The organism is uncultured Maricaulis sp., from assembly GCF_947259345.1.
Taxonomy (GTDB): Bacteria; Pseudomonadota; Alphaproteobacteria; order Caulobacterales; family Maricaulaceae; genus Maricaulis.
This window is the reverse complement of the sequence record NZ_CAMYLS010000006.1, coordinates 65,865-92,860: the sequence shown is the minus strand read 5'-3', so window position 1 is coordinate 92,860 and position 26,996 is coordinate 65,865. Positions and strand designations below refer to the sequence as shown.

At 64.2% G+C, this 26,996-nt stretch carries 23 protein-coding genes and 1 tRNA gene; 6 read left to right on the top strand and 18 right to left on the bottom strand.

The features are described from left to right. The 3 genes from Q0X62_RS03650 to Q0X62_RS03640 all read right to left on the bottom strand — a co-directional run. Positions 1–693 (bottom strand): outer membrane protein (locus Q0X62_RS03650; protein ID WP_297731758.1); only part of this gene is annotated, 693 nt, incomplete at its 3' end. A 326-nt stretch (positions 694–1,019) separates the two neighbouring features. Beyond that, positions 1,020–2,648: a L,D-transpeptidase family protein gene (locus Q0X62_RS03645; RefSeq protein WP_297731755.1), complete on the bottom strand. Its 1,629-nt coding sequence runs from the start codon at positions 2,646–2,648 to the stop codon at positions 1,020–1,022. Between the two features lie 90 nt (positions 2,649–2,738). Further along, positions 2,739–4,610: a monovalent cation:proton antiporter-2 (CPA2) family protein gene (locus Q0X62_RS03640; protein ID WP_297731754.1), complete on the bottom strand. Its 1,872-nt coding sequence runs from the start codon at positions 4,608–4,610 to the stop codon at positions 2,739–2,741. A 230-nt stretch (positions 4,611–4,840) separates the two neighbouring features. Here Q0X62_RS03640 and Q0X62_RS03635 point away from each other — a divergent pair, with 230 nt between their 5' ends. Then, positions 4,841–5,959: a Glu/Leu/Phe/Val dehydrogenase family protein gene (locus tag Q0X62_RS03635; protein ID WP_297731751.1), complete on the top strand. Its 1,119-nt coding sequence runs from the start codon at positions 4,841–4,843 to the stop codon at positions 5,957–5,959. On the opposite strand, the gene Q0X62_RS03630 is transcribed toward Q0X62_RS03635, so the two are convergent. From Q0X62_RS03630 to Q0X62_RS03620, 3 genes are all read right to left on the bottom strand, one after another. Beyond that, entirely contained in the window at positions 5,889–6,356 is a 468-nt protein-coding gene (locus Q0X62_RS03630; protein ID WP_297731749.1) for an Lrp/AsnC family transcriptional regulator, read from the bottom strand. The genes Q0X62_RS03635 and Q0X62_RS03630 overlap by 71 nt on opposite strands. A 103-nt stretch (positions 6,357–6,459) precedes the next feature. Further along, a complete protein-coding gene (locus tag Q0X62_RS03625) occupies positions 6,460–8,175 on the bottom strand; it encodes a carboxylesterase family protein (protein ID WP_297731746.1) in 1,716 nt (571 codons plus the stop codon). An 856-nt stretch (positions 8,176–9,031) separates the two neighbouring features. Further along, positions 9,032–9,107 (bottom strand) — tRNA-Lys (locus Q0X62_RS03620). A gap of 129 nt (positions 9,108–9,236) precedes the next feature. Here Q0X62_RS03620 and Q0X62_RS03615 point away from each other — a divergent pair. After that, entirely contained in the window at positions 9,237–9,854 is a 618-nt protein-coding gene (locus Q0X62_RS03615) for a hypothetical protein (RefSeq protein ID WP_297731743.1), read from the top strand. A 31-nt stretch (positions 9,855–9,885) separates the two neighbouring features. Here the strand turns inward: Q0X62_RS03615 and Q0X62_RS03610 are convergent, their stop codons facing one another. Genes Q0X62_RS03610 through queA form a run of 3 tightly spaced genes read right to left on the bottom strand, consistent with a single transcriptional unit; the run spans position 9,886 to position 12,616 of the window. Then, positions 9,886–10,413, bottom strand: coding sequence for an N-acetyltransferase (locus Q0X62_RS03610; RefSeq protein WP_297731740.1), 528 nt, complete (start codon positions 10,411–10,413; stop codon positions 9,886–9,888). Positions 10,414–10,415: 2 nt separating this feature from the next. Then, positions 10,416–11,558: a tRNA guanosine(34) transglycosylase Tgt gene (gene tgt / locus Q0X62_RS03605; protein WP_297731738.1), complete on the bottom strand. Its 1,143-nt coding sequence runs from the start codon at positions 11,556–11,558 to the stop codon at positions 10,416–10,418. After that, positions 11,555–12,616, bottom strand: a complete 1,062-nt coding sequence (gene queA, locus Q0X62_RS03600) for a tRNA preQ1(34) S-adenosylmethionine ribosyltransferase-isomerase QueA (protein WP_297731735.1) — start codon at positions 12,614–12,616, stop codon at positions 11,555–11,557. Before queA ends, tgt begins: the two co-directional genes overlap by 4 nt. Before the next feature lie 92 nt (positions 12,617–12,708). On the opposite strand from queA, the gene Q0X62_RS03595 reads away from it, so the two are divergent. Then, positions 12,709–13,710 carry an endonuclease/exonuclease/phosphatase family protein gene (locus tag Q0X62_RS03595; protein WP_297731732.1) on the top strand — a complete coding sequence of 334 codons (1,002 nt, stop codon included), beginning with the start codon at positions 12,709–12,711 and terminating at the stop codon, positions 13,708–13,710. Here the strand turns inward: Q0X62_RS03595 and Q0X62_RS03590 are convergent. From Q0X62_RS03590 to Q0X62_RS03565, 6 genes are all read right to left on the bottom strand, one after another. Next, complete coding sequence (locus tag Q0X62_RS03590; RefSeq protein ID WP_297731729.1) at positions 13,701–14,306, bottom strand: carboxymuconolactone decarboxylase family protein; 606 nt, start codon at positions 14,304–14,306, stop codon at positions 13,701–13,703. The genes Q0X62_RS03595 and Q0X62_RS03590 overlap by 10 nt on opposite strands. Positions 14,307–14,310: 4 nt before the next feature. After that, positions 14,311–14,763, bottom strand: coding sequence for a peptidylprolyl isomerase (locus Q0X62_RS03585; protein WP_297731726.1), 453 nt, complete (start codon positions 14,761–14,763; stop codon positions 14,311–14,313). A gap of 8 nt (positions 14,764–14,771) precedes the next feature. Then, positions 14,772–15,725: a peptidylprolyl isomerase gene (locus Q0X62_RS03580; RefSeq protein ID WP_297731723.1), complete on the bottom strand. Its 954-nt coding sequence runs from the start codon at positions 15,723–15,725 to the stop codon at positions 14,772–14,774. A 2-nt stretch (positions 15,726–15,727) separates the two neighbouring features. Beyond that, positions 15,728–16,213: a pantetheine-phosphate adenylyltransferase gene (gene coaD / locus Q0X62_RS03575; protein WP_366946101.1), complete on the bottom strand. Its 486-nt coding sequence runs from the start codon at positions 16,211–16,213 to the stop codon at positions 15,728–15,730. Between the two features lie 123 nt (positions 16,214–16,336). Beyond that, positions 16,337–19,129, bottom strand: coding sequence for a DNA gyrase subunit A (gene gyrA / locus Q0X62_RS03570; RefSeq protein WP_366946100.1), 2,793 nt, complete (start codon positions 19,127–19,129; stop codon positions 16,337–16,339). A gap of 693 nt (positions 19,130–19,822) precedes the next feature. Further along, on the bottom strand, positions 19,823–20,374 hold the full coding sequence (locus tag Q0X62_RS03565) for a winged helix-turn-helix domain-containing protein (protein WP_297731714.1): 552 nt from the start codon (positions 20,372–20,374) through the stop codon (positions 19,823–19,825). A gap of 89 nt (positions 20,375–20,463) precedes the next feature. Between Q0X62_RS03565 and Q0X62_RS03560 the strand changes: the two genes are divergently transcribed. Continuing rightward, a complete protein-coding gene (locus tag Q0X62_RS03560; protein ID WP_297731711.1) occupies positions 20,464–21,939 on the top strand; it encodes a serine hydrolase in 1,476 nt (491 codons plus the stop codon). 40 nt (positions 21,940–21,979) lie between these two features. On the opposite strand, the gene Q0X62_RS03555 is transcribed toward Q0X62_RS03560, so the two are convergent. Beyond that, positions 21,980–22,585 carry an EF-hand domain-containing protein gene (locus Q0X62_RS03555; protein ID WP_297731708.1) on the bottom strand — a complete coding sequence of 202 codons (606 nt, stop codon included), beginning with the start codon at positions 22,583–22,585 and terminating at the stop codon, positions 21,980–21,982. Between the two features lie 274 nt (positions 22,586–22,859). Here Q0X62_RS03555 and Q0X62_RS03550 point away from each other — a divergent pair, with 274 nt between their 5' ends. Beyond that, positions 22,860–24,152, top strand: coding sequence for a nucleotide pyrophosphatase/phosphodiesterase family protein (locus Q0X62_RS03550; protein ID WP_297731705.1), 1,293 nt, complete (start codon positions 22,860–22,862; stop codon positions 24,150–24,152). An 11-nt stretch (positions 24,153–24,163) separates the two neighbouring features. Continuing rightward, positions 24,164–25,195, top strand: coding sequence for a kelch repeat-containing protein (locus Q0X62_RS03545; protein WP_297731702.1), 1,032 nt, complete (start codon positions 24,164–24,166; stop codon positions 25,193–25,195). Here Q0X62_RS03545 and Q0X62_RS03540 read toward each other — a convergent pair. Together Q0X62_RS03540 and Q0X62_RS03535 are read right to left on the bottom strand one after the other, a co-directional pair. Then, positions 25,192–25,653 (bottom strand): DUF2269 domain-containing protein, encoded by a 462-nt coding sequence (locus Q0X62_RS03540; RefSeq protein WP_297731699.1) that lies wholly within the window; start codon positions 25,651–25,653, stop codon positions 25,192–25,194. The two genes, Q0X62_RS03545 and Q0X62_RS03540, sit on opposite strands and share 4 nt — an antisense overlap. Further along, a complete protein-coding gene (locus tag Q0X62_RS03535; RefSeq protein ID WP_297731696.1) occupies positions 25,653–26,948 on the bottom strand; it encodes an NAD(P)H-binding protein in 1,296 nt (431 codons plus the stop codon). The genes Q0X62_RS03540 and Q0X62_RS03535 overlap by 1 nt, the downstream gene beginning before the upstream one ends. Between the last annotated feature and the right edge of the window lie 48 nt (positions 26,949–26,996).

Genomic DNA, 26,996 nt, shown 5'->3' with positions numbered 1-26,996 from the left:
CGGAGGCGGCGGCGGGGGCGGCGGCGGCGGAGGCGGCGGAGGCGGCGGAGCTGCGAAGGAGTAACGCAGGCCAAGCCACACTTCGTGACCACCCAGACCATCGACGCTTACGCCCGGAGCATAGTCCGTGCTGCCGGTGGAGAAATAGCGATATTCCGTGTCCAGCGTCAGGCGCTCGGTCAGATCCCAACCGACACCAGCCATGACCTGCCACGCGAACGGATTATCGGAATCCTGAGCGATAACATAATCCGCAGCTGTCGGATTGACCGGGGAGGTGCCCGCCGAGAAACCTGCCAGCGTGCCGCTGACGTCAGCAAGGCCGAGCCCCAAACCAACATACGGGTGGTAGGTGCCATCCGGGTTGAAATCGAAGATCGCATTTGCCATCAGCGACCAAATCTGGAAGTCGCTCATGCTGTGCTCGAAGCCACCAACAGCACCGGTATCATTGTAGCGGTGCGCCAGTTCGCCCTCGAGGCGGAACCCGTCCATCCATTCATAGCCCAGCGCAACCGCTTCGCGGTAATTGCCTTCGCCTTGAATTTCACCATTCAGCGAACCGGAGACATCCGTGTCACCCGGGCCACCGTAACCGACGGCGCCACGCACATACCAGCCTTCGTCAGCGAACGCAGGACCCGCTGCCAAGAAGGCCCCAACGGCGACCGCCGTAAAAAGCCGTTTCTTCATCATTCCCCCTCCGGGAGCGATGCTCCCTTGGTGTGACTGACCGTTTTCGGCCACATGCCGAACACGAGGATTCCCTGAACACAGGGCATTTCCTACGGAATTTCCTACTACAATTAGATCGCGAGCGCTACACCGGACCGAGACAAATCAGGCATTTGGTGTAAATTTTTGCTCCCGTTGCCGCGATGCTACACTCAAAAAGCAACCACATTTCAAGCAATAAAGAAAGCGCAATTAAATCATAATGTTATCGCGACGCGGCAATATTGCGACCCAGCCTCGACATGTAGCTTGAATGCATCGCTCCCCCAATACTCCCTTCGTCTTCAATCGAAACTGGCGCCTGTGGAGCTTGACGCAAGGCGTGTCGGGAAAGGGGGCAGGTCGGCATGAGATTCGTAAGCCGCGAGATAGGCATCAATCACCCCGCTATCGCGTCTGTACAGATCATTGAGATAGCGCACCTGGCCATCGCTGTCGCCGACGACGGTCCAATAGGCGATATGGACGGGAATACGCTCATCCAGCCAGACCACACGGGGCGCTGATCCCGCGGCAACCGCGTCGATCCGGTCGCGGTCCCACTCATCCTGCCCCTCAAGCACCCACGCTGCCAGCGCGAGCGGGTCCTGAACCCGGATGCACCCCGCCGAGAAGTCACGACGGGTTCGCACAAACTGATCACGCTCGGTGGTGTCATGGATGTAGATATTGTGACGGTTGGGAAAAATGAACTTCACTTCCCCCATCGGATTGGTCGGTCCCGGCGGCTGTGACATTCGGTAGGGCCAATCATTCCCCCAGCGGCTCCAGTCGATCTCATAGACCGAGATCGCCTCACCGGCGCGATTGTATATCTGGAAGCCGAGGCTTCGGACCAGCCCCGGATTTCGCCGGAAGGACTGGAAGCGCGGCCGAGCGGAACTGGTCGGCAACCCCCACCAGGGATTGAGCACGATGTAACGCATTTCCTCAGAGAATTCCGGCGTGGAGCTCGCTTGGCGACCGACCATGACTTCATGTTCGCGCGCGAGCTGCCCGTCCTCCCAAGCCTCCAACCGGAAATCGGCGAGATTGACCCAGATATGGCGCCGACCCAGATCGCGTGTCCGCCAACGGCGCTGCTCGAGATTGGCCATCAATTGGCCAATTCGGCGGTCCGGGGGCAGGTTCAACTGGCGCAGCGTGACCTGGTCCATGCGTCCACTGGGCGTGAGATTAGCTCGGCCCTGAAAGCGGCGCACGGCAGTTTCCAGGCGGAGATCATAGGGCTCTCCCTCCTGCCAATCCCCGTCCAGCAAGCCCTCGGCCATCAGTCGGGTGCGCAGCTGATCCACGCGGCGTCCTTCATCGCCGAGATGCAAGGACGGACCGGCGTCAACGCCGGCCCAGATCGGCGTGACGGCCAGGACACGCATCATTTCTCGCCGCAACGCCGCATAGTCGCGCACGCGCGGCACGCTGTCCGAAATGGCCTGCCCGACATCACCGGCCTCGAAAGCCCAGCCAATGCGGCGGACGAGCTGCTCCGCCTCATCATCAAACAAGCGGCGCGGCGTCCGTGTCTCCGGGTCCAGCAAGCCGTATTCGAGCCAGCCGGCGAATGTCAGGTAGGCGATACTCGCCAGCCTGTCCCGGTCGCCGACCGGCCGGGTGGGATCAAGGATCGCGTTGGCGTAGGTGTCCAGATCCGGCAGGCCGTGGCTGGGAGCCTCGAAAAGTTCGAGCGCCAACGCCTCGCGATGGCCCTCCGTCCAGCCACCGATCTGCCGCGCCCAATGCTCGATATCAGCCATGCGTCGAGCCGGTTCACTGGCCAATTCCTCGACGCGCGCCGCCTCTGCAGCCGTGTCCTGGGTGGCCAGCTCGGCATCCTGCAAGGCCGCGACAGATGCACCGGCGAGCGTGCACATTGCCATGCTGGCAATCGCGATTTCATGCCAATACCGAATCACGCAGGCGCCCCCCTTGCCGCTGCCCGCACGTTAACCTTTTCGGCGCGCCCTGTAACCCGTTTCGGAGTCAGTCCCGTCAGCCAAATCAGCTCAAATGTCGGTTTGACGATCCGGATCATCGTCCGGGTCGCCTATATCCTCAGCCATGATCTCGGCAAGAGAAACAACCCGCGAGCGCGCCTTCTCGACATAGGCCTCATTGTCGAACACGTCGGTATCTGCGTCCCAGACCTCAAAGAGCTGCTGCAGGCTTTCCTCGTCGTGCCGGGCGAAGGCGTCCGTCTTGCGTTTCGCTCGGGCCTCGCTTTCGCCCAGAACAACCAGGGAGCGCTGGGCCGCTTCAAGCGATGACCCAAACATTTCACGAATGGCCAGATCAACGCCGGCCGCCCGCAATTGGTAGACATGCTCGCGGCTGGCGGCCCGCGCGATGATGTAGACGTGGGGATAGCGCTGCTTGACGTGATGCACGAGCTCCACCGCTCGCTCGCGATTGTCCGTACAGACGACCAGCAGCTTGGCGCGGGCGATCCCGGCGGCCTCCAGCAATCCCGGTCGCATGGCATTGCCGTAATAGACCTGGATGCCGAACTTGCGGAGCCCGTCGATATGCTCGGCGGAATTGTCCAGAACCACCGGCTTGTAGCCATCCATGACCAGGAGGCGCTGGATGATCTGACCGAAGCGACCCATGCCGGCGATGATGACCGGGGCCTCCTCCTCGATCGTGTCTTCCTCGCGCTCCGGACCGGCGGGACGGCGCACGCGCGGCGATACCCAGCGCTCGAACACGATCATGATCAAGGGCGTGGCCATCATCGACAAGGCCACGATCAGCCCGGCAATCCCGGCAACTTCGTCCGGGATGACATCCACACCGCCCGCAAAGGCCAGCAGCACGAAGCCGAACTCACCGCTCTGGGCCAGCGAGAAGGTGAAGAGCCAGCGCGCGCGCCCCTTCATGCGGAAAGCAAACGCCAGCCCGAGAAGGATCAGGCCCTTCACACCGATCAGGGCCACCGTCAGGCCGATGATCAATCCCGGATTGCCCGCCAGAAGGTCGAACTCCATCCCGGCCCCGACCGTGATGAAGAAAACGCCGAGCAATAAGCCCTTGAACGGCTCCAGATCGCTGACCAATTCGTGCCGGTACTCGCTTTCGGCCAGCAGCACACCCGCGAGGAAAGTCCCCAGCGCTGGCGACAGGCCGACCGCACTCATCAGCACCGCAATCCCGATCACCAGGAACAGCGCCGCCGAGAAAAAAAGTTCGTGCAATCCGGTGCGCGCGATGATCCGGAAGGCGGGCCGTGTCAGATAGCGACCGCCCAGAACGATGGCCCCCACCACACCGAGCGTGACCAGGCCCTGGGCCCAGGCGGGCAGGTGAGAGAAAGGTGTGTCCCCTGCCCCGTGCCCCGCAGCGTCAGCCACAAGACTTTCGCCGCCCGGCATGGCGAGAAACGGCATCAAGGCGAGCATCGGAATGACGGCGATGTCCTGGAAGAGCAGGACGGAAAAGGCCGACTGACCGCCCTCGGTCCGCAACCAGCCCTTCTCCCCCAGCGTCTGCAGAACAATGGCCGTCGAGGAGAGCGCGAAGATAAGGCCCAGCGCGATCGCCAGGCGCCAGTCGAGCCCGATCGCCAGGCAGAAGGCCGCGACCGCCGCCGTGGTCAGGGCGACCTGAAGCCCGCCGAGCCCGAACAGGCGCATGCGCAAGTCCCAGAGCAGGCGCGGCTGCAATTCCAGCCCGACGAGGAAAAGCATCATCACGACGCCGAACTCGGCGAAGTGCTGGACGCTCTCCGGATCCGATCCGACCCAGTCCAGAAGCGGCGCGATCGCCACACCGGCCAGCAGATAACCGAGAACCGAGCCCAGGCCGAGCCGGTGCGCGATCGGAACGGCGATCACGCCGGCCCCGAGATAGATCGCCGCTTGCAAGAGGAGAGTATCCATGACCACACCGAATCACGGCCGGGCCGAATGCCCGCCCCGCACAGCATAGCCATCACGTCGCTCTCGGCCAGTCGCTTGTTGCAATGCAGCGCCGGCCGCCCAAGAGATCGCTACGTCTATATAACCGGCATAACCTTGGGCAAAATACCCATCACAATCCCAAATTTTAGTGATGATTGCCCATTATACCCAGCGAAGTTGAGCAACCCTCTGCGCAAAGGGAGGTCGCCATGTTCACAACGCGCCCATTCGCACACCGCTCCGCCATGTATCAGTTCCGGGATGACGCCTCAGGCCTCAATGCCCGCATCGCTCTTTACGGAGCGCTCAATCGCCCCGGCCTGGGCGGAATCCGCATTCTGCCCTACGCGTCCGACGCTGAGGCCGACGCCGATGCCGAACGGCTGGCTTTCGCCATGGCGCGTAAGGCGGCTGCACTCAACCTGCCTTATTGCGGGGGCAAAACCGTCCTGCGGGGTGACCCGTCCAGGATCAAATCGCCCGCACTCTGGAAGGCACTCGGCGAGGCCATCAACTCGCTCAAGGGCGTCTATATCGGCGGCGAGGACGTCAATATGAGACTTGCTGATATCGCCACCCTGAGCCGCGAGACACGCCATGTGGTCGGCACGCCGGACGGTTGCGGCAATCCGGCGCCGTACACGGCTCTGGGCGTGTTCCGGGCCATGAAGGCCTCGGCCCTGCACCGCTATGGCTCCACCGTGCTACGTGACCGCCGTGTCTTGATTCAGGGCGCGGGCTCAGTCGGCATGGCGCTGGCGGAATTGCTCCACGGCGAGGGCGCTGTCCTCTCCATATGCGATATCGACCCGCGCTCCGCCCACGCGCTGGCCGAGCGCTACGCCGCCCGTGTGATTGATCCGGCCCGCGCGATCGCGACCCCGTGCGAGATATTCTGCCCCTGCGCACTCGGCCCGGTCATCACAGCCGACACGGTCAACTCGATCACGGCAGACATCATCGTCGGCGCCGCCAATAACCAGCTGGCAGAGACATCGCTTGGCCGCCATCTGCAGGCCCGCGGCATTACATATGTACCCGACTATCTCGCGAACGCGGGAGGATTGCTGGCGGGCGCGGGTGAACACAAGGCCCGACGCGGCCTCGTGGCTTTCGACCCGGCAGCGGTCAAGACCGAGATCAACCGAATGTTCGACCTTGTCGCCGGCTATCTCAAGCAGGCCGAGACGCTGGATCTGCCGGTTATCGACGTGTGCGAGACATTTGTCTCGAACCGCCTGGAAGACGGTATCGCGGCTAGCGAGGCAGCGGCAGAGAAGTCGTCTTCTTTGGTTCCTCAAGGACCACATGGGTGGTTACCTCTGTAACCCCCGGCAGCTTGACCAGATCGGACATCATGAAATCGCGATAATCGGCGATGTCACGCGCGTGCACCTTGATCATGTAGTCGGCGGAGCCGGTCACCAGGCAGCACTCGGTGATCATTGCATTGCGGTCCACCGCCGCGAGGAAATCCGCCACGGTCTCCGCACGATGCTTGCCCAGGCGGATCATCACCCAGGCGCAGAAATGAAGGCCGAGGGCGGCCGGGTCCAGCACCGCTACGTAGTGACTGATCAACCCAGCCCCTTCCAGCATCCTCACACGGCGCTGGGTGGGCGTCTTGGACAAGCCGATCTCCTCGGCCAGATCGACATGCGAAATCCGGCCGCGACGCTGCAATGTCCGCAGAATGGCTCGATCATACTCATCCAGCTCACGCATTCGACCTCACGCCCTCGAGCGACAAACAAGTCTCGACCTTGACATATTATGAGGCAGAAACACCAATAAATGCTCTATGATGAGCCAGACTGCCACACGTTGGTCAGGGCTCGCAGGTCATCGCGGCCTGGAAGGCATCGGCCAGGCTGGGCTGGCGCCCGACAATGCCGCGCGCAATCCGGCATCGCGCCTCGTCATCAATGCGCTCATCGCTGGCCAGGTCACTGGCGATCGCCAGCGGTGACTCCGTACGGGAGAAGACCTCGGTTCCGCCGTCATCGAGCGTGTCAAAGCGCAGGGCCGCGCCGGTATCCGTCCATTGCGGCCAGTCCGGCCCCATGCCGATCCCGTCACCGGGCTCGCCGGTGGCCGCGAACTGCGCCCAATAGGCGCCCATCGTATCGGCCAGCTCCAGTCGCCCGACTTCGTTGCGGGCATTGAAGAGCACGCTGTCGAAGGAGCCGAAGAGCTCGAAATGGTTGAAGACGAAGGGAATCTCCATCGCATGGGAGGCTCCGAGCAGGACGCTGGTATCGGTCACCAGGACCGAACCGCCCTCATCCCAGTCAAAGCGATAGGCCCAGAGATCGGTGCGGCCATTGGCGGCCAGGCGGTTGAGCAGACCATCGACGGCATTATAGCGCCAGATGCGCGAGGGATATTCGACCGCCGCCTCATAGCGATCCTCCCCCTTTGGCCAGACCAGCGGACCCAGTCGCCGCGTCAAACGCGGATCGAATACCGTATAGAGCTTCATCTCGTCACGATTGGTGCCGGTGATCAGCGGCACATCGGCGAAACCGCCGGGCGTTTCCGCCGCGGCGAGAATGCCGCCTTCCGGCAGGGTCACGCCATCCTCGATCATGCGCGGCATGGAGGTCAGCTCACCGTCCTCGTCCCGATAGGCGGCATACACAGCCTCCAGCGACGCGCGCCGCAGGGCCGCACCATCGGCACCTTCACCAGCAATCGCGATCGCGGCGGCCAGGCCGGCGACGGCATCATTGCCCCCGCCCTGTTCGGCAATCTCCAGCGGAACCGACGCCGTGCCGCCGCTCTGCATGATCGCCCTGTGAAAAAGGCCGCGCGCCTGCGGCGTCGCCATCAGACCGGCAATATTATAAGCGCCGGCACTCTCGCCGAACACGGTGACGCGATTGGGGTCGCCCCCGAAGGTGTCGATATTGCCACTGATCCATTGCAGCGCCGCAACCAGGTCGAGCAATGCATAATTGGCGGCTGCATCATCGGGGATCTCGGCATCGGCGCGCAGCTCCGGATGGGCCAGGAAGCCCAGCGGCCCGAGCCGGTATTGCACCGAGACCACGATCACACCCTGCAGCCTGGCCAGTTCGGATCCGTCATAGGCGGAGGACGAGCCCCAGGTATTGGCGCCGCCATGGATCCACATCATCACCGGCAGGGCCTCATCCGGCCGCACATCGCGCGGGGCATAGATATCGAGCGTCAGACAATCCTCCGAGCCGATCAACTCGCCGATCTCGTAAGTCTCGCCGGCACTGAGATTATTGGTCACCTGGGGGCAGACCGGCCCGGCCTCGAGCGCTTCAAGCCGCGCCTCGAAAGCCAGTGGCGGACGCGGTGCCCGCCAACGCAGATTACCGACTGGTGGCGCGGCATAGGGCACCGCCATCCAGGCGGCCGCACCACTCTCCGTCTCGAAACCCACAAGCTCGCCCTGCCCGATCGTGCGGACCAGATCCTCTGCCGGCACAGGCTCAAAGGCGACCTCCTCCTCAGACGAACACGCCGCGACCGCCAATGCGGCCAATCCCAATGCCAGATGCCCAAGACGCATGAAACTCTCCCCCGGCGTTTGCCCCGTAAATTCGTCGAGAAGCTGGGGCGGTATGGCATCAAGGTCAAGCAAGTCTCGGCGAAGACCCGATTTTCCATTTTGTGGAATGGCGGCGCGGCGGAAGGGCAACTTATCCCCCACCTCGCGCCCTAAAACCGTCATCCTGACGCAAGTCAGGACCCAGTTTCGCAGGCCCGATTTCGCCAATCCTGGCAACAGCTTGCGTCGAAGACTGGGTCCCGGCCTTCGCCGGGATGACGGTGGGTGGGGCGGAAATTTTCACAAAACTTATCCCCGCCCCTCCTTCCCAAGCGATAATGCCCTCGGTTTTCGGGATGGGAGGCACGGGCCCTGTCACTTGTGCCCGGAAACGAGCGGAGCCTGTCCGCGCCTCGGGGATGACATCCCGATGCTCCGGCAGGGCGTGCGACCAGGTCGCGGGGCACTAAACGACCGACCCCATCTACCTGGCGCATTGGAATCGGGGTGGAGACAGCCCGGGAAACCTCCGCAAGCGGGATGCCGAGGACACCACGGACACCGCAGACCAGCCACACGGACACCCCGGTGTCCGCCGGCATCCCGCTTCCTCCCACCTCCGCCGCAATCGCGTGCGGAGCTGGTGGTGTGTGCCGAGGCGCCGGCCTCTTCGCTCCCACACCGTCGTCATCCCCCGGTCGCGGCAACGCCGCGATCCGGGGGACCTGCGCTACCCCGTCGAAAGGCTGGACGAGGCCCCCCGGACAGGCCGGGGGTAACGGTGATGACGTGTTGGCGGAATTAAAAGCCGGCGTGATGCGCCAACACCGCACGTCGCGACGTCCCATCTCAAGCGATGTTGCGGAAGGTCCTGAAATGGTGAGCCGACAGGGATTCGAACCCTGGACCTACTGATTAAAAGTCAGTTGCTCTACCAGCTGAGCTATCGGCTCCCCGAACGAGGAGCGCGGAACCTATACGGGCGATTTGGGGGGGTCAATCGGGGTTTGACTGCGGATTTCAGCATTTTTGATGAGATTTCGCCGTAATCGCCGATTAAAATGCAGCGCATGAGGGGAAGATTGAGTCTGTTCGCATGTCTGCTCGTGGCGTTAGGCGCGACCGCATGCTCGTCCACACGCCAGACGGCCGGTGAAGCCGGCAGTTTTGCACGCGAGGAAACAGCCGAAGCACTGGAAGATGCCGTCGGCCTGCCGCGGGAACGGCCGGGCCGGATCATGGTCGATCAGGGCGAGGAGACCGTGCCGACCCCTTATGGCGGTGAGGGATCGCGCCGGCGCTGCTCCACAGTCGCCCAGGACGTTGCCCGACTGACCGTCGTGCTCGGCCCGGATGTCGAGGAAGAACGCCGCCTCGCCGAAGAAGAAGAACATGATCACGACACCTGGATGGGGCAGAGCGCTCATATCGCCGCCCAGGCGCCGGACGCCGCCGCCGATGGCGCACGCGGCCTCTATCGCTCGACTATTGTCGGTCTGAACCCGGTCCGTCCCGTCGTGCGGTTTCTTGGTGGTGCCGGCCGAATTGAACGCGAAGCCCGCGAACAGCGCGAGATGGCCCAGCGTCGCCGCGCCTATCTGCGCGGGCTCTATGACGGCTTTGGCTGTCCCCCCGCCCAGATGCGCCGCGCCTTCGAGGCCTATGGTCTGGTCGAGGAAGAAGGCGACCACGAGGACTGACCGCCTTGCGCCGCCCGACGCCAAACCGCGATCAGGCCAGTGATTTATAGAAAAAGGTCGTCGAGCACGCAGACCCGTCCGGGAAGAGCGCGTAATCGGGAACAGGCCCGACCTCCACCCAGCCGCGCTTGCGATAAAGCGCCTCGGCAGGTGACCCTGTCACCGTATCGAGGACAAGCGTCCGCAATCCGGTGTCACGCGCCTTGGCCTCCAGTGCGGCCATCAGCAGGTCGGCAATGCCGCGCCGCCGGGCCTCCGGTGAGACCATCAATTTGGCGACATCACCGCGATGAGGCTGGTTGTCGGGCAGGCCGGTAATGAGTTGGACCGAGCCGAGGAGTGCGCCTGTGTCGGTATCGCGCGCCGACCAGATCAGCCGGTCGCCACGCTCCACCTGACCGGCGATGTCGGTCCAGAATGCGTCAGCCCGCGCCGGAGAAAGAACCGCCATGAAACCGATCGAGGCACCGGCCTCAACGCAAGCGATGAGAAGTTTGGAGAGTTCAGGCAGCGCTGCCGCCAATCCAGCTTGGTCAAGCAGGCGCACCGTCACTGACATCGCTATCCCGCCCGCTCAGCTGCTTTTGCCTGGCCCTCGTCCCATTTCGCCCGGAACTCCCGTCGAAAGGCCTCGAACTCACCCGCCGCAATCGCGGCCCGCATGCGCCCGGTAAGGTGCTGGAAGTAAGCGATATTATGCCAGGAGAGCAGCATGGCCGAGAGATACTCGCCGGCCCGGAAGAGGTGGTGAAGATAGGCACGTGAGTAATCCGTGCTGGCCGGGCAATCGATCTCCGGATTGAGCGGCGTATCGTCCTCGGCAAACTCGGCGCGCTTGATATTGATCGGGCCATGATCCGACCAGGCCTGGCCATGACGGCCCGAGCGGGTCGGCAGGACGCAATCGAACATGTCGACACCGCGGGCGACCGCCTCGACCAGGTCAATCGGCTTGCCGACACCCATCAGGTAACGCGGCCGTTCGCGCGGCAGGTGCGGTGTCGTGAAGTCGAGCACGTCGCACATTTTCTCAAAGCCCTCACCGACCGCGAGGCCACCAATGGCATAGCCGTCATAGCCGGTCTCGATGAGGCGTTCGGCGCTTTCGCGGCGCAGGTTTTCAAACACCGAACCCTGGACAATACCGAACAAGGCCTGATCGTCTCGGGTCCCGAAGGCCGCCTTGGAGCGCTGCCCCCAGCGGATGGAGAGTTCCATGCTGGTGCGGGCTTCTTTTTCTGAACAGCCAAAGGGCGTGCATTCGTCCAGCTGCATGGAGATGTCGGCACCCAACAGGTCGGCCTGGATTTCGATCGAGCGTTCCGGGGTGAGATTGTGCTCGGACCCGTCGATATGGGAGCGGAATTTCACCCCCGCCTCGGTCATCTTGCGCAGCTTGGACAGGGACCAGACCTGAAAGCCGCCACTATCGGTCAGCATCGGGCCTTTCCAGGTCGAGAATTTATGCAGACCGCCGAGACGCTTCACCCGCTCGGCACCGGGGCGAAGCATAAGGTGATAAGTATTGCCCAGAATGATGTCGGCCCCGGTCTCGCGGACCTGGTCCATATAGAGCGCCTTCACCGTCGCGGCCGTGCCGACCGGCATGAAGGCCGGCGTACGGATATCGCCGCGGCTGGTCTTCAGGACGCCGGTGCGCGCCGCGCCATCGGTGGCGTGGATCTCATAGGGGAAGGTGGTCATGTGCGGCGCTCCAGCAGGCAGGCATCGCCATAGGAGTAGAAACGATACTCCGCCGCAATGGCATGGGCGTAGGCGCGCTGCATGACATCGAGGCCCGACAGGGCGCTGACCAGCATGAAGAGCGTCGATCTGGGCAGGTGGAAATTCGTCATCAACATGTCGGTGATGGCAAAATCCGAGCCCGGTGTGAGGAAGATATCGGTGTCCCGGCTGCCCGCCTTGATCACGCCCGGCCCTGTGGCCAGGCTCTCAATCGTGCGCAGCGCCGTGGTGCCCACCGGGATTACCCGGCGGCCCTCGGCCTTGGCGGCATTGATAGCGTCGGCCGCAGCGGCCGAGACTGTGCACCATTCCGAATGCATCTGGTGATCATCAGTATCGTCGGACTTCACCGGCAGGAACGTCCCCGCCCCGACATGCAGGGTCACGCGGGTCTGCTCGACACCGCGCGCCTCCAGCGCCACCATAAGTTCCGGCGTAAAGTGGAGACCGGCCGTGGGGGCCGCGACCGAACCTTCATGGGTGGCAAACAGGGTCTGGTAGTCCGCCTCGTCCTGCGCATCGACTCCGCGCTTGCGGGCGATATAGGGCGGCAGCGGCATTTCGCCGGCCACCGCGATCGCGGCATCCAGCGCCGGGCCCGTCGCATTGAAGACCAGGCGGACATCTCCGCCCTCGGATTTGCCTGTCACCTCAGCCTTGAGCATCTCGCCGAAGGTAATCATGTCACCAGTGCGCAGGCGCTTGGCCGGGCGCACAAAGGCACGCCAGGCCGAGGCATCGATCCGCTTGTGCAGATTGACCTCCAGCTCGACCGGCCCGCCGCCGCCCACCGCCCGCGCCGGACGCACGCCCTTCAGAGCGGCCGGGATAACGCGAGTGTCGTTGAACACCATCAAATCCCCCGGCTGGAGAATGTCCGGCAGGTCGCGCACACCGCGATCAGCCAGCACGCCATTGGAGGCGACATGAAGCATCCGCGCCGCATCTCGCGGACGAGCGGGACGCAGGGCGATCCGCTCCTCGGGGAGGTGGAAGTCAAAGTCGGAAACACGCATGGCTGCGGGGTCTATATACGGACACACGGCTTCGCAATCTTTGGCGTGTAGAAAGCCTGCCAATACTTCGGTTCACACCATGAGCTCGTCACGTGCGTCACACGATTTCAGCTTTTCTGGCCCTGTGCGCGGTGCTCGGCCTCGCCGCCTTCATCACGCTGGCACCGGCCTGGCGCGGGTTTGATGCCTGGCGCCAGATCTGGCCGCTGGTCATGGTGTTCGCGACAGGCGTGACGATTGTCTCACTGCGCAATCGCCACCGCTTCGTGCCGGTCCTGCTTGCTCTTGGCTGCCTGGCGATCGCGATGCCGGCGGCACCGGAATGGATCCGGCGTCTCTCGACCTCCCCTGCCCGCGCAATGCTTGATGAGGGCGAGGAGGTCACCGTCATGACGCAAAATCTGTGGGGGTTGCGCCGGGATCCGGCGGGTGTGCCGCTGGTGGTCGACGCCATCAATCCCGACATTCTTGCCCTGCAGGAAGCCACCCGCCACGCCAAGCCGACGGTGGGCGCGCTGGAAGCGAGCTTCCCGCATATCGCCCGCTGCCGCTCGACCCGGGTCCTGTCCCACCTGCCCATTCTCGACAGCGGCTGTGTGCGCCACCCGCCGGAGATATCCTTCCAGGATGCCGTGCCCTGTGACTGGGAGTTGCCACCGGCTGTCCGGGCCCGCATCGAACTGCCGGACGGACGCGAGGTGACGATCGTCTCTGTGCACCTGACCTGGCCCTTCCCCAGCGTCGCTCAGGACTGCCAGCGCCGCAATCTCGCCCGCGCCCTCGCTGGCGAAGCGCAGGACAGCCTGATCGTGATGGGCGATTTCAACGCAGCCGCGCCGTCACGCGCCCTGGCGCGTATCGGGCGTGACCTTGATCTGGAGCGCCGGTCCCTGGCCCTGCCGACCTGGCCGTCGGAGGGCCTGTTCAGCACCACCCTGTCAGCCGAATTCCCTGTACCGCCAATGCTGGTCGGGATTGATCACATATTTGCCGGTCAGGCATGGGAAACCGTGTTGATCGAAGCCGGACCCAATACCGGGTCCGACCATCGCCCGCTCATCGCGCGTCTGAGGCTGATGGCCGATCAGTCGTGAGACCAGTTGTCCGGATCATCCGATATGTTCGGTGACAGGCCCAGCGTCTCGCCTTCATGGCTCACACCGAGGCCAAGAACCGTCCGGTTGGCATAGGCGAAATAGGCCGTGACCTGGTTGATCTCGAGAATTTCACCATCGTCAAACCCTGCCTCGCGCAAGGCGATGACATGCTGTTCGGTCAGACTGTGAGGTGCGCGGGTCAGGATTTCCGCATAGCGCAGGCCGGCCAGCTCGCGGCCGGAGAAGGCCCGCTCCGGGATACCGCTGTCGATGGCGTCGCGGATCTGCGCGGCACGGGTATCGTCGGCGAGCAGCCGCTTGAGCCCGGCGAAATGATGTTCGACGCAATAGGTGCAGCGATTGAGCGATGACACCCAGGTCCCGATCGCTTCCAGATAGGCCTTGTCGAGACTGTTGCCGTAATGGTGCAGCACCACCTTGTAGAGGGCCATATGACCTTCCAGCGTGTGCGGCCGCAGGGAATGGGCGGCGAGGATATTGTCGATCTGGCCGGTCTTGCCGGCGACCCGGTCGTAGATAGCCGAAAGGCGGCCATCGGCCGCCTTTCGATCAAGTGTCCTGATCCAGCTCAAGGCGCTAGGCCTCGACGACCGTCGCCTTGACGATCTTGCCCGGATTGGCCGGCGGCTCGCCCTTGGGCAGCGCGTCGACATGTTCCATGCCGGAGATCACCTCACCCCAGACCGTGTACTGGTTGTTGAGGTAGGGCACGTCATCCAGGCAGATGAAGAACTGGCTCGACGCGCTGTCCGGATCGGCGGCGCGGGCCATCGACATCGTGCCACGCACATGCGGCTCGGCGGAGAATTCGGCCGGAATGTGCTGGCCGGAACCGCCCATGCCATTACCGTTCGGGCAACCGCCCTGCGCCACGAAACCATCGATCACGCGGTGGAAGTTCAGTCCGTCATAAAAGCCTTCCTTCACCAGTTCGGTGATCCGCGCCACATGCTTGGGCGCGAGGTCGGGACGCAGCTTGATCGTGACGTCTCCGCCTTCAAGCGTGAATACGAGTTGTTCTTCAGCCATGGGTCTTCCTATTCAACAATCCGGGTCGGCACGGTGATATCGCAAATGTCCGGCAGATTGCCAGACGGGTCGCGCAGCGTGTCGAGATAGGCGGCAAAGGCCGCGCTGTCGGTATCGGCCACCTCGATGGTGACCTGTTCTTCGGCCGGCAGCTCATCGCCGGTGCGCATGGAGCGGATGGTGTCCGGGCGGAAATCCGGGTCTTCCATGGCGGAGCCGACGGCAATTGCGTCAATGGCGTCCTGACCCACGCGAACGCGGCCCCAGGACGTGTATTGCGCATTGAGATGCTCGGGATTGCCGCGCGTGATGTAGAACTGGCTACGGGCCGAATTGGGGTCGCTGGTGCGCGCCGCCGCGGCCGCGCCGCGACAATGCAGGAGCCAGGACTGGACCTGTCCGTCACCGGTGATTGCAGCGAGCGCCGCAGTCTGGGTGCCGGCCGGGAAACCATCCCAGAAGCCGGCCTTGGCCGTTTGCGGCAAGGCGCGCGGATTGATGATGCGATCCTGCAGCTCGGTCACCACCGGCTCGCCCGAGCGGCGTACGGTGAACTCCGCTTCCAGGCCTTCTACGTCCGCCGCATGGCCGGGATTGGACCGCGAGCCGCCGCCCTGGGCCATGAAGCCGTCAATCACCCGGTGCCAGACCAGGAAATCGTAAAAGCGCTCCTGGGCCAGCCTGCGCATGCGCGCAACATGATTGGGGGCAAACTCCGGCGCCATCTCGACAATGACCATGCCGTGGTCGGTCTCGATATAGAGCAGGTCTTCCTGGTCCGCGGTGCGCCAGGCATCGGCGGGCAGATCCCATTGCGGAGCCGCAGCCGTAGCCTGGGCTTCGACCGCGCTGGCGGCAGTCGTCGCGGCGGCATCCGTGTCGGCGGTGTCCGTGGCGGTTTCGCGGGCGCAGGCGGCGGTGGTCAGCGCCAGGGCCAGGGAGGCGGAAAGGGTGAAACGCATGATCACGCAAGACGCTCCTTCAATCGGCGTTCAATACTTGGCGTCACGAAGGCGGAAATATCGCCGCCCAGACGGGCAATTTCCTTCACCAGGCGCGACGCGATGGCCTGGTGACGCGGATCAGCCATCAGGAACAGCGTCTCGATATCATCATTGAGCTGCTGGTTCATGGCGACCATCTGGAATTCATACTCGAAATCGGACACGGCCCGAAGTCCGCGCACGATGGACTGAGCGCCGATCTCCTCGGCGAAATGCATGAGCAGGCCATCAAAGGGGCGGACCTCGATCTGCGCGCCATCGGCGAACTGGGCCACTTCCTCGCGGACCATGTCGACACGCTCCTCCAGATTGAAGAGCGGCTTCTTGCCTTCATTGATGGCAACACCAATGACCAGATGGTCGACGAGTTTCACGGCCCGGCCGATAATGTCGATATGCCCATTGGTCAGCGGATCGAATGTGCCCGGATAGAGCGCGGTACGGATCATGGCCATTCTCTCCCCGGGCCTGGCGCCCCTGCGACACCGGCCCGGTGTCGGGATCCTGTCTGGCAGACCGGCGAGGCGAGATCAATCATCCCGCCTCGCCCGATATGCGACTCGCCTCTGCTACTCGCCCGCTTCGCCGTCGCCGTCAGGCCCGGCATCCGGGGTCGGAGCGGAGTCGTCCGGAGCCGCGCCATCCGGGGCCGGCAAGGCCTCCGGATCAAGCCCGTCCTCAGCCTCATCACCGGCATCCTGGATACGCACGACGGCGACGACATTCTCGCCCTCATTGAGGCGGATCAGGCGCACACCGCGCGAGGACCGGCTGGCGATCCGGACGGTATCGACCGGGAATCGGATCAGCTGGCCACCATCGGTGACAGCCATGATCTGGTCGGCATCCTCGACCGGGAAGCTGGCCGAAAGCGGGATATTGCGCTTGATATCGGTCGCCGCGACGCCGTTATTACCGCGCCCCATGACCCGGAAATCATAAGCCGATGAACGCTTGCCCATACCGTCGGAGGCCACGGTGAGGAGGAATTCCTCGGCGGCGCCCAGCTCGGCGAGGCGTTCGGTCGACAGGGCGGCTTCATCGTCACCGTCTTCCTCACCGTCAGAGACGGTGTTCTCGACCTCTTCATCATCTCCCAACGCCCGGCGCATGGCGGTGGCGTGTTTGAGATAGGTTCGCGCTTCCGGCGAGGTGACATCGATATGGCGCAGGATCGCCATCGAGATCAGCGTATCGCCCTCGGCCAGACGGATACCGCGCACTCCGACCGAATTACGGCCGGCAAAGACGCGGACATCGGTCGCCGGGAAGCGGATCGCGCGGCCCTTGTGCGTGGTCAGGAAGACATCATCCTGCTCGGTACACAGCACCACATTGACGATGCGGTCATCCTCGTTTTCCAGCTTCATCGCAATCTTGCCATTGCGATTGACCTGGACGAAGTCGGACAGCTTGTTGCGCCGGACCGTGCCCTTGTTGGTGGCGAACATGACATTCATGTCGGCCCAAGTGCTCTCGTCTTCCGGCAAAGCCATGATCGAGGTGATGGTCTCGCCCTGCTCCAGCGGCAGGAGATTGACCAGGGCCTTGCCGCGCGTATTGGGCGCACCCAGGGGCAGGCGCCAGGTCTTGGTCTTGTAGACCATGCCGCGATTGGAGAAGAACAAGAGCGGCGCGTGGGTCGAGGCCACAAAGAGCGTGGCGATGAAATCCTCGTCCTTGGTCGCCATGCCCGAACGGCCCTTGCCGCCCCGGCGCTGGGCGCGATAGTCCGACAGGGCCGTGCGCTTGGCATAGCCGCCATGGGTGACGGTCACCACCATCTCTTCACGCGGGATCAGGTCCTCATCCTCGAAGTCGAGTTCAGCATCGACGAATTCCGAACGGCGCAGCGTGGCGTAATTCTCGCGCACCTCGGTCAACTCGTCACGGATCATGCCGAGGACACGGTCGCGCGAACGCAGCAGGTCCAGGAGATCGGCGATCTGCTCGGCCAGGGTTGCGGCTTCATTGCCCAGCTCTTCACGGCCGAGACCGGTCAGGCGGTTGAGGCGCAGTTCCAGGATCGCCCGGGCCTGCTCCTCGGTGAGGCGCAGCGTATTGTCCTCGCGCAGCATGGAGCGCGGATCGGCGACCAGTTCGACCAGCGGCGCTACATCCATGGCCGGCCAGTCACGCGCCATCAATTGCTCGCGCGCGGTCGCCGGATTGGGCGCCTTGCGGATGAGGGCGATGACTTCATCGATATTGGCCACAGCCAGGGCCAGGCCGACAATGACATGCGCCCGGTCACGCGCCTTGTTGAGCTCGAACTTGGCCCGACGCGCCACCACTTCCTCACGGAAGCGCAGGAATTCACGCAGGATGTCCAGCGCGCCCAACAATTGCGGGCGACCGCCGACCAGCGACAGCATATTGGCGCCGAAACTCGTCTGCATGGGCGACCAGCGGAAGAGCTGGTTGAGGATGACATCGGCCACCGCATCGCGTTTCAATTCGATCACGACGCGCATGCCATTGCGGTCGCTCTCATCACGCAGATCGGCAATGCCCTCGATTTTCTTGTCGCGCACCAGGTCGGCGATCTTCTCGATCATCGAGGCCTTGTTCACCTGATAGGGGATTTCATGAACGATGATCGCCATGCGGTCTTTGCGCACTTCCTCGATCGAGGTCCGCGCCCGCATCACGATCGAGCCGCGCCCGGTCAGCACCGCATTGCGCGCGCCGGTCCGGCCCAGGATGAGACCGCCCGTCGGGAAGTCCGGCCCCGGGATATAGTCCAGCAGCTCGGCCTCGGTGAGTTCGGGATTTTCCAGCAGGGCCAGCGTGCCGTCGATCACCTCGCCGAGATTGTGCGGCGGGATATTGGTCGCCATGCCGACCGCGATACCGCCGGCGCCATTGACCAGAAGGTTCGGGAAACGGGCCGGTAGCACGACCGGCTCCTGGCGCTCGGCCGAATAATTGTCGATGAAATTGACCGTATCCTTGTCGATATCGGCCAGCAGCGACTGGGCCACCTTCTGCATCCGCGCCTCGGTGTAACGATAGGCGGCGGGCGGATCACCATCGACCGAGCCGAAATTGCCCTGCCCGTCGATCAGCGGCACGCGCATCGACCATTCCTGGGCCAGGCGCACCAGCGAGTCATAGACCGCCTGGTCACCATGCGGGTGATAGCGACCCATCACGTCACCGACGGCGGTGGCGCATTTGCGATAGGCTTTTTCGTGCGTCTGCCCGTTCTCGTGCATGGTGTAGAGAATGCGGCGGTGAACCGGTTTGAGACCATCACGCGCATCGGGAATGGCCCGCGACACGATCACACTCATCGCATAGTCGAGATAGGAGGACTTCATCTCGTCTTCGATGGCGATATTGCCAATCCCGTCCGGCAGGGCCGGCGGCTGGCCACCGGCGTTCTCGGGTCCGTCTTCCGGGGTGTTCGGCGTGTCGTCGTGATCGCTCAAGGCGGCCCTCTTTTCGTTGGTGTCGCAGGCCCGGACCGGAGCCTCGCCCCGACCATCCCCACGAAAAGCGCCGCCGATCCCACACCCTCTCGCGCGGGCGCGAATCGACAGTGTGAATCAGGCGGCTTTCCTGTCACCGAGTCTTAACAATCACGGGGGTGGAGAGCAAATGCGCGGGGCGGTTGGGGGGCAAACTCACGTCCGGCACTTTATCCGACGAACAACCCGCCCCTCACCGTCATCCTGACCAAAGTCAGGACCCAGTCTCGCAGACACGGTGTCGCCGCCCCTAGCAATGACATCGCGTCGCAGACTGGGTCCCGATTGTCATCGGGATGACGGTGGCTCCGGGGTTTCAAATGCCTTTGTCATCCCGGCGCCATCGCGCAGGGCCGTCCATACATCGCTTGTCATCCAGCAGGCCGTATCGGGCCCTTCAGCTCAAGGGGGAAACCGCGAAGCGGCCGCGTTGCGGCCCTTTACCTGAAGAACCCGATACGGCGAACGCCCGGTAAGCGGTTTCTGGCAGGGTTTGCGCCCGTGCGCTGGGATTTCCCCGCCCCCGCCCTCCTCCGAGGAAGAGAGAAAGCATGCACCGCTGGGGACACCTACCAAAGCCCCCTACCCGGCCTCATCCGGCAAGATCACCCCCAACTCACCCGGCTCCCCGCTGAACACCTCGAACTCCTGTTCCAGCGTTCGTGGCCAGAAGACGCTGGCCACCAGGGCTGTGACGAGGGCGCCGACGGCGAGGCCGGTGATGAAGGGGCGTTGGATGTATGCGAGGCCGGTGCGAAGCCAGGTGCGGACGGGCCAGGTCGGAGACGGGCGGGGCTGGGTCTCGGCACCCTCCACCGGACGGCTCAAACAATAGCCCACGCGCGGCAGGGTGCGGATCAGAGCCGCATCGCCCAGCAGGCGCCGCAAGCGCGAGATGGCCTGGTTGAGGGCTTCATCGCTGCCATCCTCATCCCAGACCGTGTCAAGGAATTCGTCGCGGGTGACGGGTGTGGTGCCGCGTCGGGCGAGCAGGTGGAGAACGCCGGCCAGGCGCGGTTCGAGGCGGTGGTGCTTGCCGGCCCGGTCGAGCGTGCCGGCCAACAGGTCACACTCGGCGTCGCCCAGGCGGAAACGCTTCAGATCAAGGTCTCGGTGACGCGCTTGGTGTGTCATGACAGCCTATCGGAGAGGTTTTGGTCAGGTCTGCGCCGAACCGGCGCGCTAGGTCGGCGAGACTAACACGAGCTCGGAGCAGCAAGACCATGAAAGCTTTTTCATTTCCCCGACCCGACTGGCGCGGTGCCATGATCGGTCTCTCCCTCACCATGGCGGGGCTGATCGCCCTGCCTGCCGACAATGCGCAGGCGCAGAGCCAGCCCGTCTCCGCGCCCGAGGATCGCGAGGCTGCCAGCGCGCGGCTCATCGAGGCCATGGACGCGCTTGAGGCGGCCGGCTTCTCCGGCATTGCCGGAATGTCGCTGGAAGGCGAAACCCTCCTCATGCGCGGGGCCGGCGCGGCCGACCCGGCCAGTGGTCGTCCATACGGACCGGCGACGCAGGTTGATACGGGCTCCATCACCAAGAGCTTCACCGGCATGCTGGCCGCCCGGATGATCAGCGACGGCGACCTCTCCGCCGATCTGCGTCTGGATGCCGTGTTCGAGGATGTCCCCGCGGACAAGGCCGGTATCACCCTGCACCAGATGCTGACCCATTCTGCCGGCTTTCCCGGCGCGGTTGGCGATGATCTGGCGGAGGAGGGCTTCGACACCTTCCTCGCCAATGCCTTTGCGGCCGAGCTCCGCTTTGAACCGGGCACCGGATATCATTATTCCAATGTCGGCTTCTCCCTCGCGGCGGCGATGATCGAACGCGCCGGAGGCGACAGTTTCGAGGCCTTGCTGCGCCAGCAGCTCGCGCCGGCCGGAATGACGGATACGGGCTATATGGCGGTTTTCGATCCGGCGCGGTCTGTCCATCTGGAGGACGGACGCGATGTGTCGGACGCCTCCTGGGGCGGGCATGCGCCGAACTGGAATCTGATCGGCAATGGCGGCCTCGTCTCGACGGCGCAGGACATGCTGGCCTGGCGGGCGGCCTGGTCGTCGGGTGAACTGATCTCCGACCCGGCGCGCGATCTCGCCCAGTCTCCCCACCAGAATGAGGGCGGCGGAAGCTTTTACGGCTATGGCCAGGTGGTGGAGGAGGATCCGCGTCTGGGCCGGATCTACTGGCATAATGGCGGCAATCCGCATTTCAACGCGCATTGGCGCGAGCTGGCGGATCACGGCCTGGTCCTCTTTGTGGCGACCGATCAGCGCCGCCTGAATGCCGACCGCGTGATCGATGTGTTGACCGCCGCCTGGTTCGACCAACCCTGGCGCGTCGACCCGGCCCCGCTCGCCTCAGACGCGCCGGTCGACCTGCCGGACACACCAGCCGGTCAGCTGGTGGCGGAGTTCATGACCGCGCTGGCGGGTGATGCCGCGGCACACCAGGCCTTCATCGAAGCGCGCTTCACGCCCGACATGCTGGCCTTCGCCGAGATGGACCAGCACCTGGCCATGTTTTCGCAATTGGCGGCCGATTTCGGTGGACAGGACGTGCACGGCTTTGACGCCGGCGCGCATCATGTCCGCTTCACGGTTCATGCGCCGGCCATGGGCGACGTGATCCCGATCCAGTTCGACACGACCGGCGACGATGCATTGCAAATCGCCGGCCTTCAGATCGGCTAGGCAGGCAGGCCCCGACCGGCATGCGGTCGGGGCCTGATCCCTAATTGGCGCGATAGGTCATGAATTCGGCGCGGGTGACACGGCCATCACGATCCGCGTCGATCTCGTTGAAGACGGCGGTCACACTGGTCACGGCAGTCTCCTCGGCATCGGCGATGACCCGGGCGAGGAAGTCCGGCGATGCCACACCGGCCTGGGCATTCATGCCGAGTTCGGCCAGGGCGGTCTGGACGGAGCCGGTCACTTCGGCGCGCAGCTCGGGGCCGAGCTGTCCGTCCGGGGTCAGGCCGGCTTCCACGAGCAGCTCGGCGAGGTCGAAATCATTGCTGCCATCGCGGTCAACCGAGGCGAAGCTGGCTTCCGGATCATTCCGGTCCGCGTCCGCGGGCGATGTGGTTTGAAGACCGGTGGCCGCGGCGACAACCGAGATGAGGGCGAGAAAACTGGCAGGCATGGCGTACTCCTTGAAATTGAGACTGGGGAGCACCCGGCGCGGTCGGCGTGAACCGGAATAGGTTTCGACATAGGCGCGCAACACCTCGCTGGCGGTGACGCCCTGCGATTGGCAAGCCTGCATGAAGTCCTGCTTGGTCTGGTGACCAATTCGGATTTCCAGGAACTCGCTCTGTTTCTCACGCCGTTTCATGTCGTTTCCGACCCGCCAGGCGGGCCGACCCTTGTTTCACGCTGACGTCCAAGTGCGAGCCGATCTGGCCACACGCTGCCGGTCAAGAAGAACCGAATTGCCGTCCTGACGCACGCATTTTAGCGTCCGGACATTGATTTCATTGGTGAAACTTTGGTCACCTTCCGATCTTGCGCGCAGGAATCGCAGCCGGTTCGTCACAAATCCTTGCCTTGTCGCCGCGCCCCTGCCTGACTACCGCGGATTGGTCGGTGCTGCCTTTTCGGGGATTTCCATGCTGTCACGTCTTCTCGCCCTCACCTGTCTGACCGCCCTGGTCGCGGCCTGCTCGCATCTGCCCGGCCGCACCGCGCCGGACGCTGATCCCACGGATGCCGGCCCGCCCGTCGTGATCATGGTCGGGCTGGATGGTCTGCGCTACGACGCCATCGACCGCCATGCCGCCCCCAATCTGCGCGCCCTTGCCGCGCGCGGTACACGGCCGGAGCGCATGCATCCGGTCATGCCGACCAAGACCTTCGTCAATTTCTACACCTTGGCGACCGGGCTCTATCCGGAACATCACGGCATGGTCTCCAACTCGCCCTATGACCGGCGCTTGGACGAGGTCTTCTCCAATTCTGGCGGCAGCCCTCAGGATCCGCGCTGGTGGGGTGGCGAACCGATCTGGATCACGGCCGAGCAGCAGGGCCTGCGCTCGCACATCATGTTCTGGCTCGGCTCGGAAGTGGCGATCAACGGCACCCGTCCGACCGTCTGGCACCCCTATGATCATGACCGGCCCTATGAGGAGCGAGTCGCGGAAGTCCTGTCCTGGTTCGACGCGCCCATCGCCGAACAGCCACGCTTTGCCGCCTTCTACATGGATCATGTCGACACGGTGGAACATCGCGGCGGCGTGGAAACCGAGGCCGAGGGCGAGGCCGTGGCCCGGGTCGATGCACTGGTCGGCGAACTGGTCGCCGGGCTCGAAGCGCGCGGCGTCATGGACCGGGCGACCCTGATCATCGTCTCCGATCATGGCATGGTGAATGTCTCCACGGAGCGCACGATTGCTGTCGATGCCTATGCCGATCTGGACGGGCTCTTCATCGAGGAATTCGCCGGCCAGTACGGCGCCGGCCTGGAACCCTTCCTGATGGCTTATGGCGATGAGGCGGCTGTCGAGCGCGTTTATGCCGAGCTCGCGGACGCCCACCCGCACATGACCGCCTATCGCCGCGAGGACATGCCGGAGACCTGGCATTTCGATCACCCCGATCGCGGTCCGGACCTCTTCATCCTGGCCGATCCGGGCTGGCAGCTGACCGCTTCGGAGACCGATCTGTCCAATCCCTATCTTGCCGGACTGATGGCCACCCATGGCTATGACAATCGCGCCGACGAGATGGGCGCGACCTTTATCGGCGTCGGCCCGATTTTCCCGGCAGCCAGCCGCCCGGCCGCCTTCGAGAACGTCAATGTCTATGGCCTGATCGCCTGCGCACTGGACCTCGAGCCGGCGGAGACGGATGGTAGCGCGCAGGAAGTCGAACGCATCACGGGCGGACGCTGCCCGGCGGAATGAGGGAGAGACACATGTCCGGCATGAACAGACGCCTTGTCCTGGGCGGGCTCGCCGCCTGCAGCCTGCCCATGCCAGCCTGGGCCGCGCGCCAGCCGGGCAATGCCGCCTGGCAGGCCATGGCCGCCCTCCCCCGCCGCGTGCAGGAAATCTATCCGACCGTGCTGGATGGACGTCTCTATCTCGCCGGTGGACTGGAAGCGCGCAACGGCCCGAATGTCGACAGCATCTCCGACCAGCTCTTCATCCAGTCGGATCCGGCCAACCCCGACTCTCCGTGGGAAACCCGCGCCCCGCTTCCCGAACCCCGCCACCATCCCAATCTCGTCGGCCATGAGGGCTACGTTTACGGGATTGGCGGTTTCCGGGCCGGCGATGGCGGTATCTGGGAGATGATTGCGAACAACACACGCTATGAGCTTGCCAGCGATCAATGGACCGAGATGGCGCCCATGCCGGTGCCCTATGCCGAGACCTGTGCGGTGGCGCTGGACGGTCTGATCCATGTCGCAACCGGGCGCCAGCCCAATGGCGAGACCAATGCCAACTGGCCCGATCATGGCGATCGGGCAGATCATCTCGCCTATGACCCGGTCGCCGACAGCTGGTCCCGTCGCGCCCCTAATCCTCATGCCCGCAATTCCGCCGCCGGTGCGGCCCTGAACGGGCTATTCCATGTCGTCGGCGGGCGCCGGGTCAATGCGGGCAATGAAACGCACCATGAAGCCTATGATCCCGCCACGGACCGCTGGGAGACACGCGCGCCCCTGCCCCAGGGTCAGGGCGGGCTGGCAGCAGCTGTGGCCGGTGGCAAGCTCTATGCCTTTGGCGGCGAGTATTTCGACAATGGCGGTGGCGTCTATCCGGAGGTCTGGATCTACGACCCCGAGGCCGACAGCTGGACGGCAGGACCGGACATGCTGACCCCACGCCATGGTCTGGGCGGCGTCAGCCTGGGTGGCGCAATCTACGCTATTGGCGGAGCATCGAGCGCCAGCGGGCAAGATACCACCAATCTCGTGGAACGCCTTGTCCTGCAATCCTAACCCGGCTTGGTGATCATCAGCCAGAGAATGGCAATCAGCGCCGCAAAGGCCGGCCAGCCAAGGGCGAACCAGATCCGCATCAGCCGGTGCACATCTTCCGGAATGTCGGCGCCTGTGGTCTCGGCGAGGCGGCGCTTGACCCGCATCTGGATCCACACCACCGGCAGCCAGCAGGCGCCGATGAAGAGATAAAGCGCCACACTCGTCACCAGCCAAGGCGACGTCAGCGACCAGCCTGCCACATGCGCCAGCGCAAGGCCGGAGATCGGCTGCAGGATCACCGCGCTGGCCGTGAAGACCGAGTCCGCCAGAACAACATGGCGCGCCACCAGCGCAAAGCCGGCGCGCTCGCCGCTGCGCCAGGCCATCAGCATGAAGAAGGCAATCGCCGCGCCCGATCCAAACAGGACCGCCGCGCCCAGAATGTGGATCAGCCGAAGGATCGGGTAGAGCTCCATCAGCGTTCATCCTCGGTGGCAGCAATCATCAGCGCCAGTGCCATCATCGGGAAGACTTTGAGGATCGGTCCCAGCGCGTCGGCCCAGAGCTGCGGCAGGGTCAGGCTCAGTGCCGCGATATAGCCGAATGTGCCCAGGATCATGATCGCCGCGACCCAACGCACGCGCCACTTGGCCAGCATGGCCGTGCCAAGCGCAATGTCGAAGAGCGAGCCGAGCCACAGGACCGGCGGCCGGGCCGCTTCGGAAAAGCCGCCCTCCGCCAGCACCGAATAGGCATGATCCTTGGCGATCGTCAGCGCCAGCACACCGGTCATCAGCCAGTAGAGGCCCAGCATCCAGCGCGCCAGCGGCCGGGCAAAGCCGAGACGGGCGTGCCAGCGATCTTGCAGACCAGCGGGGTTGGCCGCGAGCCAGTCATGAAAACCGCGCGGCTTTGCCCCGGTCGCCGCCCGCCATTCTGACGGATCCCCCTCGACGTCGAAATCGAGTTGTTTGAGCGCATTGCTCCGCATCGAAGTGCGCACACCCAGCCAGCCCAGAAGGTCCCCGATCATGAAGGCGGGGCGGGCCAACCAGCGCGGGATGGCAAGGATGCGGGACTCGCCAAAACCCAGCCAGCGGCGATAGCCGCGCACCGTCTCGGCCAGGCTGACCCGTTCCGGTCCGGCCAGATCAAAACTCTGGCGACTGGGAGCTTCGGGACGAAGGAGGTCTTCCACAGCGGCGCACAGATCATCCATGCCGATGGGACGAAAGACCTGCTCCCCGCCCACTACCGGCGTCACGAAGGGCAGACCACACAGGCTGCGCACCAGGGCGGTGCCGCCATAGACATTGCGGGCGATGACCAGGGAGGGGCGCAGGATCAGCCAGTCCAGGTCGCGCGCCTTCAGCGCTGCCTCTCCAGCCAGCTTGTCGCGGGCATAGTCGGAGCCCGCCGCCTCGGTGACGCCCACGGCGGAGATGTGCAGGACGCGGCGAACACTGGCGGTTTCGCAGGCCTCGAACAGGGCGGCAGGCCCGTCGACATGCGCCTTGCGGCTGTCATCCCCGAGCCCGTCCTGCAACACCCCGACGCAATTGATGACGGCGTCCACGCCCTCAAGGCGCGGCTGCCAGTCTTCCACCCTGTCGCGGCGAAAATCACAGCCGACCCAGTCAAAACCGGGCGCCCGCTTGCGAGCCGCCTCGACCCCGCGGGCGGCGGCACGGACTTTATGGCCGGCTGCCATCAGAGAGGCCGCGATGTGGGAGCCGATAAAGCCCGATGCTCCGGTGATCAAAACCCGCATTCATTCCCCCAAATGCGAACGCGCGGCCAGTTTAGACCGCGCGTCCAT

Coding starts and splice junctions, on each gene's coding strand:
- Q0X62_RS03640 (WP_297731754.1), bottom strand. CDS start 4,610: ATGGATACTCTCCTCTTGCAAGCGGCGATCTATCTCGGGGCCGGCGTG.
- Q0X62_RS03635 (WP_297731751.1), top strand. CDS start 4,841: ATGTTCACAACGCGCCCATTCGCACACCGCTCCGCCATGTATCAGTTC.
- Q0X62_RS03630 (WP_297731749.1), bottom strand. CDS start 6,356: ATGCGTGAGCTGGATGAGTATGATCGAGCCATTCTGCGGACATTGCAG.
- Q0X62_RS03625 (WP_297731746.1), bottom strand. CDS start 8,175: ATGCGTCTTGGGCATCTGGCATTGGGATTGGCCGCATTGGCGGTCGCG.
- Q0X62_RS03610 (WP_297731740.1), bottom strand. CDS start 10,413: ATGTCAGTGACGGTGCGCCTGCTTGACCAAGCTGGATTGGCGGCAGCG.
- tgt (WP_297731738.1), bottom strand. CDS start 11,558: ATGACCACCTTCCCCTATGAGATCCACGCCACCGATGGCGCGGCGCGC.
- queA (WP_297731735.1), bottom strand. CDS start 12,616: ATGCGTGTTTCCGACTTTGACTTCCACCTCCCCGAGGAGCGGATCGCC.
- Q0X62_RS03585 (WP_297731726.1), bottom strand. CDS start 14,763: ATGGCTGAAGAACAACTCGTATTCACGCTTGAAGGCGGAGACGTCACG.
- Q0X62_RS03580 (WP_297731723.1), bottom strand. CDS start 15,725: ATGCGTTTCACCCTTTCCGCCTCCCTGGCCCTGGCGCTGACCACCGCC.
- Q0X62_RS03565 (WP_297731714.1), bottom strand. CDS start 20,374: ATGACACACCAAGCGCGTCACCGAGACCTTGATCTGAAGCGTTTCCGC.
- Q0X62_RS03560 (WP_297731711.1), top strand. CDS start 20,464: ATGAAAGCTTTTTCATTTCCCCGACCCGACTGGCGCGGTGCCATGATC.
- Q0X62_RS03555 (WP_297731708.1), bottom strand. CDS start 22,585: ATGAAACGGCGTGAGAAACAGAGCGAGTTCCTGGAAATCCGAATTGGT.
- Q0X62_RS03550 (WP_297731705.1), top strand. CDS start 22,860: ATGCTGTCACGTCTTCTCGCCCTCACCTGTCTGACCGCCCTGGTCGCG.
- Q0X62_RS03545 (WP_297731702.1), top strand. CDS start 24,164: ATGTCCGGCATGAACAGACGCCTTGTCCTGGGCGGGCTCGCCGCCTGC.
- Q0X62_RS03540 (WP_297731699.1), bottom strand. CDS start 25,653: ATGGAGCTCTACCCGATCCTTCGGCTGATCCACATTCTGGGCGCGGCG.
- Q0X62_RS03535 (WP_297731696.1), bottom strand. CDS start 26,948: ATGCGGGTTTTGATCACCGGAGCATCGGGCTTTATCGGCTCCCACATC.